Annotated in this window: 10 protein-coding genes; all 10 read left to right on the forward strand. The window is 48.1% G+C overall.

What is annotated here, in order from left to right:
- The first annotated feature begins 74 nt into the window (after window positions 1-74).
- Complete coding sequence (ruvX, locus tag QMD03_07430; GenBank protein MDI6777054.1) at window positions 75-488, forward strand: Holliday junction resolvase RuvX; 414 nt, start codon at window positions 75-77, stop codon at window positions 486-488.
- Between the two features lie 41 nt (window positions 489-529).
- Window positions 530-1,546 (forward strand): endolytic transglycosylase MltG, encoded by a 1,017-nt coding sequence (mltG, locus tag QMD03_07435; GenBank protein ID MDI6777055.1) that lies wholly within the window; start codon window positions 530-532, stop codon window positions 1,544-1,546.
- Between the two features lie 83 nt (window positions 1,547-1,629).
- Window positions 1,630-2,079, forward strand: a complete 450-nt coding sequence (mraZ, locus tag QMD03_07440) for a division/cell wall cluster transcriptional repressor MraZ (protein ID MDI6777056.1) — start codon at window positions 1,630-1,632, stop codon at window positions 2,077-2,079.
- 22 nt (window positions 2,080-2,101) lie between these two features.
- The gene (rsmH, locus tag QMD03_07445) at window positions 2,102-3,043 is read left to right on the forward strand and encodes a 16S rRNA (cytosine(1402)-N(4))-methyltransferase RsmH (protein ID MDI6777057.1); all 942 of its coding nucleotides are present in this window, start codon (window positions 2,102-2,104) and stop codon (window positions 3,041-3,043) included.
- A 3-nt stretch (window positions 3,044-3,046) separates the two neighbouring features.
- Complete coding sequence (gene ftsL, locus QMD03_07450; GenBank protein ID MDI6777058.1) at window positions 3,047-3,367, forward strand: cell division protein FtsL; 321 nt, start codon at window positions 3,047-3,049, stop codon at window positions 3,365-3,367.
- Between the two features lie 129 nt (window positions 3,368-3,496).
- Window positions 3,497-5,491, forward strand: a complete 1,995-nt coding sequence (locus tag QMD03_07455) for a penicillin-binding transpeptidase domain-containing protein (GenBank protein ID MDI6777059.1) — start codon at window positions 3,497-3,499, stop codon at window positions 5,489-5,491.
- A gap of 115 nt (window positions 5,492-5,606) precedes the next feature.
- Entirely contained in the window at window positions 5,607-8,681 is a 3,075-nt protein-coding gene (locus QMD03_07460) for a UDP-N-acetylmuramoyl-L-alanyl-D-glutamate--2,6-diaminopimelate ligase (protein MDI6777060.1), read from the forward strand.
- A 68-nt stretch (window positions 8,682-8,749) separates the two neighbouring features.
- Complete coding sequence (gene mraY / locus QMD03_07465) at window positions 8,750-9,829, forward strand: phospho-N-acetylmuramoyl-pentapeptide-transferase (protein ID MDI6777061.1); 1,080 nt, start codon at window positions 8,750-8,752, stop codon at window positions 9,827-9,829.
- Between the two features lie 29 nt (window positions 9,830-9,858).
- Complete coding sequence (gene murD / locus QMD03_07470; protein MDI6777062.1) at window positions 9,859-11,196, forward strand: UDP-N-acetylmuramoyl-L-alanine--D-glutamate ligase; 1,338 nt, start codon at window positions 9,859-9,861, stop codon at window positions 11,194-11,196.
- Window positions 11,193-12,296: putative lipid II flippase FtsW (ftsW, locus tag QMD03_07475; protein ID MDI6777063.1), on the forward strand; the 1,104-nt coding region annotated here is incomplete at its 3' end. The genes murD and ftsW, both read left to right, overlap by 4 nt.

The following is a 12,296-nucleotide window of genomic DNA, read 5'->3' on the forward strand; positions in this document are numbered from 1 at the left end:
GGCAAATTCCTATGCCCAATGAGCAATTTTATGTCAAAATTTCCAGATGTCTGAACTTATAAAAGGAACTCGTAATGAGGATCTTGGGTCTCGATTACGGCAGTAAAAGGATCGGTGTGGCGATTTGTGATGAGTTGGGAATTACCGCTCAGGTCCTTGCCACCATTACGAGAAAAAATCAAGAGCAGGACATAGAAGCGATAGCTAGATTTATCAGAAGGTATGGTGTGGAAAGAATCGTCATCGGTTACCCGATAAGGCTCGACGGCACCGAGGGGATTCAGTGTGAAAAAGTTAATCGTTTTATCAGGATACTTGAATCTACATTTTCCCTTCCCGTGATCAGATGGGACGAAACCCTGACTACGAAGGAGGCGGAAGAGATCCTTATCGGGGCTAATATGCGCAGGAAAAAGAGAAGAAATGTGGTGGATAAACTCGCCGCCAGCCTGATCCTTCAGGGATACCTGAATTCCCTCAAGCCCTGAGGAAAAATCTCCCCCTTACATATCCGGCAAATGTTTGTGAGATGCTAAAATTAATCACTAAATATAATATATCTCTCGCTGTCATCGTAGTTATAATTCCCACTTTCTTCTATCTGTCTTTTCTGAACTATGCTGAAACCCCATCAGACAATCAGAACAGAACCTCAACGGTCAATATTCCGAGAGGAACCAGTTTTTCCGAGGTCACTGATGTTCTCTATAAAGCAGGCATGATAAAGTACAGGCCTTTTTTCTGTTTACTGGCCGTATTGGAAAATGCCCCAAAACGTATCAAAGCAGGGGAATATGAGCTGGTAAGTTCCTTGTCTCCCATAGAGGTCATAGATAAACTTGTCAGGGGTGACATTAAAAAACACCCCATCCTTATTCCCGAGGACATTACAGTGCGGGAAATCGCTGTCCGTCTGGTTTCTCTGGGGCTTGTTAATGAGGATGAGTTTATGACCCTTGCGAGAGACCCATCATTCCTTAATTCTCTCGGCATAGAAGGTACCACCGCAGAAGGATATCTATACCCCGACACCTATATGTTTAACCGAGCTATGGGGACAAGGGAAATCATTAAGATCATGGTAGATCAATTCTGGAAAAAGGTCACCCCGGAGATGATAAACAGAGCAGGAGAGATCGGATTGACAGTATCAGAATTTGTGACCCTTGCCTCTATCATCGGAAAGGAATCGGGGCGTAGCGATGAAAAGGTTTTGATATCCGCCGTTTTTCACAACCGGTTGAAAAGGAAAATGAAGCTACAGAGTGATCCCACAGCGGTCTATAACTGCGAGCATTTTAACGGAGACATTAAAATAAGTGACTTAAGAAGAAATACTCCTCATAATACGTACAAAATAAAGGGCTTACCACCAGGTCCCATTGGGAACCCCGGTATTGATTCGTTATACGCAGTCCTTTATCCTGCACCTGTTGACTATCTTTTTTTTGTATCCAAAAAAGATGGTTCCCACCACTTTTCATCCAGCCTTACCGCTCACAATCAGGCGGTCTTAAAATATCAAATTAAAATGAAAAAAAAGTAATTTTTTTTCTTGACAAGCCCGCATTTCCTCTCTATAGTTGGCCCAGGTGGAGTAAAGTGGTTTATTGTGGAGGGAAACTTCAGATGTCTGTTGTATTTAGGGGCCAGTATTACCATAGTATAGATGCCAAGGGAAGGGTCATTTTTCCTGCGAAACTGCGCGAGGTCTTTGCGGAGAAATATGACAACAGACTGGTCATCACAAACTGGGACGGTTATCTGATGGTTTTTCCTTATGACGAATGGAGGGAAATCGAGGAGAAGGTTACTCACCATTCTCTCTTAAGAAGAGAGGTAAGGGCCTTTCAACGCTTTTTCATGTCAGGTGCCGTTGACTGTTCCCTTGACAACCAGGGAAGAGTTCTGATTCCACCCAATCTGAGGGAATATGCAAAGATCGAAAAAGATATCGTTCTGGCAGGCATGATCAGGGTGATCGAGATATGGAACAGAGAACGTTTCGAGGAAGCAATGAAAAGCACAGGCGAAGATATTGACAGCTTCAGCAGGTACATGGCGGATTTAGGAATATAATTTCCTCATTGGCGATTGACCAATGACCGATGACCAATTTCATAAGCCGGTCATGGTGGGGGAGGTTGTTGACTCCCTTCGTTGTAAACGGGGGGGTATCTACCTCGACGGAACCCTGGGAGGAGGGGGGCATGCCTACGAGATACTGAAAAAAACATCACCTGATGGCATGCTCATCGGTATTGATATTGATGACGACGCTCTTCTTGAATCCGAAAGGCGCTTGAAGCCCTTTGGCAACAGAAAAATCCTGGTGAAGACCAATTATGCAGACATTGGCAATGTTTTAGCAGATCTTAACATCCAGAAAGTTGATGGCATTCTCCTCGATTTGGGAGTTTCTTCTCATCAGTTTAAAACGGCAGAGAGGGGTTTCAGTTTTTCTCTACCCGCACCTCTCGACATGCGTATGGATCGTAGCCGTGGAAAGAGTGCCTATGATCTTATAAACACCCTTCCGGATAGAGAGTTAGAAAGAATAATCAGAGATTATGGCGAGGAGATGATGGCGGGAAGAATTGTAAAGGCGATCTCCGCAAGAAGGAAACGATCTCCAATCAAGACGACGGCTGAGCTTGCCGCCATTGTTGTCGCTTCATTGCCTCCCCAGTTCAGGCGAAAAAGAATACACCCGGCAACTAGAACCTTCCAGGCGATCAGGATAGCTGTCAATGACGAGCTTTTAAACCTTACAAGAGCGATAAATAGCGGTATTGATATGCTGGGCAGGGGAGGTAGGTTTTCCATTATCTCCTTTCACTCTCTGGAAGATAGGATTGTAAAGAACTGTTTTCGCTCCTGGGAAAAGGGTTGTATCTGTTCCCCTGATTTCCCTACATGTTCCTGTGAGAGAAAGGCAAAGTTGAAGGTATTGACCAGGAAACCTGTTATTCCCGGTGATGCTGAAATTGTGTCCAATCCGAGAGCGAGAAGCGCTAAGCTCAGGACGGCCGAGAGGATATGAGCAATGCCACGAGTGGAAGTTATTGGACAGGATGTCCGAAACAACGAGAGGGTATTTACCAGAGTAAAGTATCCTACCTTTATCTTTGTTACTGTCATTTTCATGACCTTGGTCCTTGTTTATGTATGGTCGCACATCCAGATGACAGAGTTAGAATATCAAGTGGCAGAGGAGATGAGTGTGAAGGAGCAACTCCTTGAAGAGCAGAGAAAACTGAAAGTTGAATGCGCAACCCTGAAATCGCCCCAGCGTATCGAGGCGATTGCAAAAAACAAATTGCAGATGTCTTACCCTGAGAGGGAGCAGGTTGTCCTTCTGAAATGACTGCGTTCCTAGACGTAAGCGGTCAATAGTAAACATCTAACGGGGAAAGCCTTTTAAGCCTTTGTTTTTACTGAAAGCTGACGGCTGATAGCTGAACGCTTGATTACGGGGGGAGATGATAAAGTGACCATGGAAGCGGGAAAATGGCTGAGATTCAGAATAGTAACGTTACTGTTATTTTTTCTGGTCCTCTTTATTGCTCTCATATCAAGGGCGTTGCAGCTTCAGGTCCTCTCCTCCAAGACCCTGAAAGCTATGGCAGAAAAGCAGCACGTTGTGGCCTTGTCACTCCCCCCGGAAAGGGGTATCATCTTTGACCGAAACGGCGAGAAACTGGCGGCAAGTATCATGGCAGATTCTGTCTGTGCCGATCCATCCAAGGTGAAGAATCCTGATGAAATCGCCGGAAAAGTGGCCTCCCTTCTCCATATTGATAAAGATACTGTCCTGCAAAAGCTTATCCACTATAAAAATAAAAATTTCTGCTTTCTCGCAAGGAAAATCCCCCCTGATCAAGTGGCAACTGCAGAGTATCTCCTAAAAAATATTGACGGCATATTTTTAGTCAAGGAACCGAAACGCTTTTATCCGAATGGAGAGCTGGCCGGCCATCTTATTGGATTTGTCGGTGTAGACTCTGATGGTCTTGAGGGGCTGGAACAGGGGTATGACCGTCATCTGAAGGGAATACCGGAGAAGCTGATCTGGGCAAGAGATGCCAAGGGAAAGAAACTGTATCCCCGGGTTGAGAAATCTGTCTGTACAGAGGACGAAAGTTATCACCTCGTTTTAACAATTGACAGCCGGATTCAGTACGTTGTTGAGTCTCAGTTAAGGGAGGCTGTTCGGACGAAAGGAGCGAAGGGCGCCTCTGCCATCGTTATGGATCCCAGAACGGGTGAAATACTGGCACTGGCCAATGAGCCGGCGTTCGATCCCAACAACTACAATCCAGAGAAGTGGAAAAACAGGACGATTAGCGATTGTTTCGATCCGGGTTCAATTTTTAAACCCTTCCTGGCGGCAGGGGCCCTCGAAGAAGGTGTCGTCAGGGAGACCGACAGGTTTTATTGTGAAAATGGGAGATATTTGGTTGGTGGCAGGATTATCCACGAGGCAAACAGGAAGAAATATAACATCCTTTCCTTTCATGATATTATCAAGTATTCCAGCAATATCGGTTTTGTTAAGGTTTCTGAGAGGCTGGGTAAAGAAAAGTTTTATCAATACATAAAGAGATTTGGATTTGGTTCCAAGACGGGGATCGATCTTCCTGGCGAGTCTGCCGGACTTCTCAGACCATCAGAAAGGTGGAGGAGAGTTGATGCGGCGACCATCGCCTTCGGGCAGGGCATCTCGGTTACCGCCATCCAGTTAATCACTGCGCTGTCAGCTATAGCTAATGATGGTGTATTGATGAAACCCTACGTTGTACGAGGATTGGTGGACAAAAAGGGACAAATTGTGAAGATGAATAGGCCGACCGTCGTAAGGAGAGTTATCTCCTCCGCCACGGCGAAGAGGCTCACCGCGATGCTTACAGATGTAGTAGGGGATGACGACGGTACAGGTAAGAATGCACGCATCATCAATGTGTCTGTCGCCGGGAAAACGGGAACATCACAGAAATTTGATTTTGCCCGTGGAGTTTACTCATCCGAAAAAGTCAGGACTTCCTTTATGGGATTTTTCCCCGCCGAGGATCCGCAGGTAGCTATCCTGGTTACCCTCGACGAGCCTCAGAGAGGCAAGTGGGGAGGTGTGGCGGCGGCCCCTGTCTTCAAAAATATCGGAGAGCAGATGGTCACGTGTTTTAAAACAAACATCAGAGGAGTCTCACCTTCCTTCCCCATTCTCGAAGAAGAAAGGATCAACGGCAGATTCGAACTCGTCTCCACACCAGCGATGATGACTGACGATGCTGTTGGGGAAACTGCTGGGGATGAGTCGGTAGTGCCGGATTTCAGAGGGATGACCATCAGGGAGGCCTTGAAGAAGGCAAGGGAAAGAGATGTCGAGCTCAATGTGAGAGGAAATGGCTGGGCGGTGAATCAGGAACCGCCTCCAGGTGTCTCAATAAGAGACCATCGTTCCTGTACTGTTTCTTTCAGCGCCGGTGATTGAAGTCGTAAGTCATAAGTCATAAGTCTTGAGTAATATCAAATGACTAAAATTCAAAACTTAAAGCGGTTTAGAACATTTGAATTTTGTGTTTTGGAAAAGTATTGAGCAGTCACATATGGAATTATCTCATTTAATGAAAGGTGTTGAGATGCTTAAGGTCGGAGGTAGCCTTACCGGCGAGGTTTCTTCCCTTTGCTATAACTCAAAAAATTGTCATGAGAATTCTCTTTTTGTGGCCATTTCCGGTCTTAAGTCCGATGGTCATGATTATATCTTGGAGGCTATCGCGCGGGGCGCAAGGTTTATCGTTTATGAAAAGGGATCTCTTTCGTTTCCCGGAGTAACGGCCATAAAGGTCGTAAACAGCCGCCGGGCACTGGGAATGCTGGCGAAAAATTTTTATCTGCACCCATCCTCTCTCATGTTTCTTATCGGTGTTACCGGGACAAATGGAAAGACAACGGTGACCTATTTAATGGAATCCATTTTCCAGGCGGCAGGTTTGTCTGTGGGTGTGCTGGGAACAGTCAACTACAGATTTAAGGGAAAGGTGTTACCGGCGCCCAACACGACCCCGGAGTCATTTGAGATGCAGAAGATTCTGAGAGAAATGGTAGAGGACGGGATTACCCATGTCATTGTGGAGGTCTCCTCCCATGCCGTTGACTTAAAGAGGGTTGATGACTGTGCCTTCGATCTGGGAATTTTTACCAACCTCTCACCAGAGCATCTTGATTATCACAAGACGATGGAGAACTACTTCCAGACAAAGAAGAGGTTTTTTGAGGAGGTTCTCCCGGCCGGGGGTAAAGAACACAGGATGATCGTAAACATAGATGATCCCTGGGGGCAGAGACTTGTAAAAGAGATCGCGATGACCTCTCTGACATTCGGGATGGAAAACGAATGTGATGTCGCCGCAGAGGAGTTTAATCTTTCTTTAGAGGGGATAAAGGCAACGATCCGTACAGGACAGGCTCAATTTACTGTCTCCTCCCCTCTACTGGGGAGGTTCAATCTTTACAATATATTGGCCGCTACCGCAGCGGCTGTTTTGCTTCATATCCCTGAAAGGTGCATCCAGGCCGGCATTGAAAACTTCAAAATGGCGCCGGGACGTCTGGAGGTAATCAGCAAAGCGGGGCAACCTCAGGTATTCGTGGATTATGCCCATACATACGATGCCCTGAAAAAGGTGCTGGAGAACTTATCTGAGCTTAAGAGGGGGAAAATTATCACCGTTTTCGGGTGTGGTGGTGACAGGGATCGGGGGAAGAGGCCACTCATGGGAAAGGCCGCCACGACATTCTCCGACCTTGCCGTATTGACTTCAGATAATCCTCGCACGGAAGACCCGTTAGAGATTATCAGGGAAATAGAAATGGGAATTCATGCCAGTTCAATAAGAAGATACCTTCCTGATGATCTTAATAAGAATATTACTGAAAAAGGCTATGTGGTGATTCCCGACCGGAGAACGGCCATCGAGAAGGCCATCTCCCTTGCCGGTAACTCAGACATTGTCCTCATCGCGGGAAAGGGGCATGAGGATTATCAGATCATAGGGGACCAGCGGTTCCCCTTTGACGACAGGGAAGTTGTTAGAGAGGTCATAAATCGGTTATGGACAGGCCAACGCCGCATGGGGAACACTAAATCCCCCCTCGCCCCCCTTTCGCAAAGGGGGGAGGGGGGGATTTTCCACAACCCACGCTCCCCCATCCTTGCGGGTCACGAAATTTTAAAGGCCACGGGAGGGACCCTGATCAGTGGTAGCGCCGACAGGATGTTTCATGGAGTGTCCACAGATTCGAGGGATATGTCAGAGGGAAACCTCTTTGTCCCTCTCAAAGGAGAGAGGTTTAACGGCCATGACTTTCTTGGCGCTGCGGTAAGGGGAGGGGCTGTGGGGCTTCTCGTCCAGAGAGATTCGGTGGACAATGCGGACAACGGAGAATTCAAAGACATAACCGTAATCCGTGTGGATGATACGCTAAGCGCCCTCGGTGATATTGCCCATTTCTGGCGAAAGAGATTCCACATTCCTGTTATTGCCATCACGGGAAGTTCAGGAAAGACGACCACCAAGGAGATGACTGCTCACATCGCCGGCCTTACCAAGAAGGTGGTCAAGACGGAGGGGAATTTTAATAACCTCATCGGCCTTCCCCTGACCATCTTTCGGATAAATGATCAACATGAGGTGGTCATCCTCGAAATGGGAACAAATACACCGGGAGAGATCGGCAGGCTGACCCGTATCGCCGCACCCGATATAGGGCTGATCACCAATATCGGCCCTGCTCATTTAGAGGGTTTCGGGTCTCTCGATGTCATCAGGGAAGAAAAGGGCGATCTCTTCCAGAACATGGCGGGGGAGGGTGTTGCCATTATCAACTGTGACGATGGGGAAGTGGTGCAATTGGACAGCCGGTGGCAGGGAAGGCGGGTAACCTTCGGGATGAGCCGGGATGCCGATGTGTCGGCAGAAAACATCAGAACAAGGGGAGAGCAGGGGGTGAGTTTTACCCTGAAGATAGGTGGGATGGGCCAGGAAATTACCATGGCGACAGTGGGCTTACACAACATTTACAACGCCCTTGCCGCTGTCGCTGTCTGCCAGCTGGGTATGGAATATCACACAATCTGCCGGGGCCTGGCGACCTTTAAACCCCTATCCGGGCGTATGGAGGTCCATCGCTTAAGAAACGGAGCCTTTTTGATTGACGATACATACAATGCCAATCCGGCATCTGTTCGGGAGGCACTGAAGACCTTGGAGGATTTAAAAAAAAGTCATAATAGCACAGTGATCATGGCCGATATGCTTGAACTGGGTGAAAAGGTGGAGGAGATGCACGAAGGTATCGGGTCTCTCATGGCCCAAACCGGCGTGGGCACCATTTTCTTGAGAGGAAGATTTTCCCGGGCGACGGCGAAAGGTGCCATAAGACGGGGTATGTCAGGTAGTCAGATATTCTTTCCGGAAACCCCCGACGAGATTGTTGCTCACCTTAAGTCATCTTTAAAGAAAGGGGATTGGGTCTTGGTCAAGGGATCGAGGAAGATGAGAATGGAAGAGATCGTTCAGGAAATTATTAGGGCATTTGGTCTTTATGCTTCCGGTGCGAATCAGGTAGGCTTGAGAGGAGCAAAGACACAAAGGCACAAAGAAAAAACGAATGCTTAGGTAAAAAATAAATATGACAACTTTGTGCCTTTGCCACTCTGTGCCTTTGTGCCTAAAGGAGCTTTAAAGTGCTTTACCATCTCTTATACCCACTGCATGATACATGTTCTTACTTTAATGTATTTCGGTACATTACGTTCAGGACGATTTTTGCCACGATTACGGCAATAGTGATTTGTTTTGTCATCGGCCCCTGGCTGATCAGGAAGCTTCATGCCCTCCAGATTGACCAACCCATCAGGGAAGACGGGCCTGGCTCACATCTGTCAAAAAAGGGGACCCCCACCATGGGCGGTATTTTGATTATCTTCGCCGTTGTCATCTCTACACTACTCTGGGCGAATCTGACCGTGGACTATATATGGCTTGTCCTGATGGTAACCATCGGTTTTGGCCTCATCGGTTTTATGGACGACTATCGGAAATTAGTGAATGAAAATGCTCATGGCATCCCGGGAAAAGTCAGGCTGGCGGGAGAAATTATGATCGCCCTTTTTGTCAGCATTATCCTGTATCGTAAGGCCGGTTTTACCTCTAACGTCACCATCCCCTTTTTTAAAACGATCTTACCTGACCTCGGATGGGGGTACGTGATACTTTCCACATTTATCATTGTGGGCGCCGCCAATGCTGTCAATCTGACAGATGGCCTGGACGGCCTGGCGATCGGTCCCGCCATTACATGTTTCATGACTTATCTCTTCTTTGCCTACGCGGTAGGAAACACCAAAATTGCCGGTTACCTACAAATACCCTACGTTGCAGGGACGGGTGAGCTCAGTATCTTCTGCGGCGCCATTGTTGGCGCCGGTATCGGTTTCCTCTGGTACAACGCTTACCCGGCTCAGGTTTTCATGGGGGATGTGGGATCCCTTTCCCTCGGTGGTGCCCTGGGGACCCTTGCCATCCTGACAAAACAGGAAATCCTCCTTGCCATTGTGGGAGGGATCTTTGTGCTGGAGACTCTTTCGGTTATCTTTCAGGTCGGTTGGTTTAAGATTGCACATGGGAGGCGCATCTTCAGAATGGCGCCGCTCCATCACCATTTCGAGCTGAAGGGATGGGCGGAACCCAAAATCATTGTACGGTTCTGGATCATCTCTATTCTGCTTGCCCTTCTGGCTATCAGTACCCTGAAATTGAGGTGAGGGAAGGGAGATTGAGGATTACTATGGATATGGCAGGCAAGAGAATATTGGTCATCGGTCTCGGTAAGACAGGCGTTGCCATGGTCCGCTTTCTTACCGGGCAGGGCGTTAGGGTGACCGTGACCGATGAGAAACCCCTCTCGGAATGGGAGGTTACCCTTCGTGAAATGGGTAATTTGCATGCAGATCTGGAAATCGGCAGTTATGACCCCTATTCTCTGTCCCGGACGGATATGGTCATCCCCTCCCCCGGTGTGCCCCCCTTCAATCCTATTCTGTCTGAAGCAGTAAGGAGAAAGATACCGATTTTGAGCGAGATTGAGCTTGCCTGGCGGTTCTTAAAACGGCCGATGATCGCTATCACCGGCACCAACGGAAAAACAACCACGGTCACTCTTATGGGGGAAATCCTGAAAAAGAGCGGGAAGAAGGTTTCTGTGGTGGGGAATATCGGTGAGCCACTGATCGGTTATGTAGAGGGGAAACAGGATGACGATTACGTGGTGGTTGAGGTCAGCAGTTTCCAGTTACAGTGGGTTCAGCATTTTCACCCTTTTATAGCGACCCTCCTGAACACCACCTGTGACCATGTCAATTATCACGGCACCTTTGCGGCGTATTGCCAGGCCAAGGAAAGGATCTTCGAGAATCAAACGGCCGGAGACCTCGCCATTCTCAATGCCGACGATCCCCGGTCAGAGTCCCTGTCAAAAAGAATCGCCGCCAGGATCCGGTATTTCAGTTCTTCTTCTACGCTCCCGGACGGTATGTCTCTCCACGCTAACTCACTGGTATATTGTGGTGACGGTAAGAGGGAGGAGTATCCCCTCGCCATGGTTAAGATACCGGGCAGACATAATATCGAAAACGTCATGGCCGCGGCGATTGCCGCCAGGGAATGCGGGTGCTCATCTGACAATATTATCAGGGCTGTTGAGGCCTTTAGGGGGATACCGCACAGGATAGAATTTGTGAGGGATAAAAATGGTGTGGCATTTTATGACGATTCCAAGGGGACCAATGTGGGTGCAGTGCAGAGGGCACTGGAAACCTTTTCCAGGCCTGTAATTTTGCTTATGGGGGGCAGGGATAAGGAGGGCGATTTCAAGTTCCTGACTTCTCTTGTCAAAGAGAGGGTCAAAGAACTGCTTCTCTTTGGTGAAGCAAAGGAGAGGATAAACACCCTGATCGGAGGTATAGTCAAAACCGCACAGGTTGCCACGCTGGCAGAGGCGATTGAGATGGCCTGGCAACATTCGTCTGCTGGTGATGTTGTCCTGCTTTCCCCCGGATGTGCAAGTTTTGATGAGTTTTCAGATTATCGGGCAAGGGGAAGGTTCTTTAAAGAGGTGGTGAGAAGCCTATGAACAGATTGCCTGAAAAGAGGCCGGATATTGTCTTACTTCTCGTGACGTTGATCCTGATTACCATCGGCACTGCCATGATATACAGCTCAAGTTCTATCCTTGCGATGGAGCGGTTCAAGGATGGACAGTATTTTATCAAAAAACAGCTCTTTTTCGTCTTCCTCGGGTTGGGGATCATGGTCATGTTGACGAAGATCCCCTACCATCAGTGGAAAAAATTGGCATACCCCGGCATTATGCTGTCGGTGGTTCTCCTTGCACTGCTCCTGATTCCTCACTTTGGAGTTCGGGCAGGCCATGCCACCCGATGGCTTAAACTGGGGGTGTTTTCGTTCCAGGTTTCAGAAATGGCCAAGGTCTCCATGGTTCTCTTTCTCGCCTGTTTTCTTTCGAGAAAGGCAGATCGTTTAACTGAATTCAAACGGGGGATTCTGATTCCTCTGTTCATCACATTGCTTATTGTCGGGCTGATCGTGTTAGAACCAGATTTTGGCGCGGCAGTAATCACCGTCATCATCATGATGCTGATGCTCTATTTATCTGGGAGCAGAATCCTGCACCTTGCTGGTATAGCGGCGGCGTTTGTCCCTATCGGGTTATGGCTTGTCATCCACGAGAATTACCGCCTGGAAAGACTGATGAGTTTCTTTGACCCCTGGAAGGATCCCCTCGATTCAGGTTTTCATATCATTCAGTCACTCCTCTCCTTTGGTTCCGGTGGTACCTTTGGCGTGGGGCTTGGCGATAGCATGCAGAAACTCTTTTATCTCCCTGAGCCGCACACCGACTTTATCCTCGCAGTTACCGCCGAGGAGATGGGTTTTATCGGGGTGGCCATTATTATTTCCCTCTTTGCCGTTTTTATTGTCCGGGGTTTTCTCATCTCCATTAAGGTCCCCGATCTCTTTGGTACCCTTCTTGCTGCCGGATTGACCATGATTATTGCCCTGGAGGCATTTATCAATATTGCCGGCGTGATGGGATTGATTCCCATCAAGGGGTTGGCACTCCCCTTTATCAGTTATGGTGGGACATCCTTGATTATGTCTCTCGCGGCGGTGGGGATTCTCCTGAATATCTCTTCCTACCGGAAGAGTAAG

The organism is Syntrophales bacterium, assembly GCA_030018935.1.
Taxonomy (GTDB): Bacteria; Desulfobacterota; Syntrophia; order Syntrophales; family CG2-30-49-12; genus CG2-30-49-12.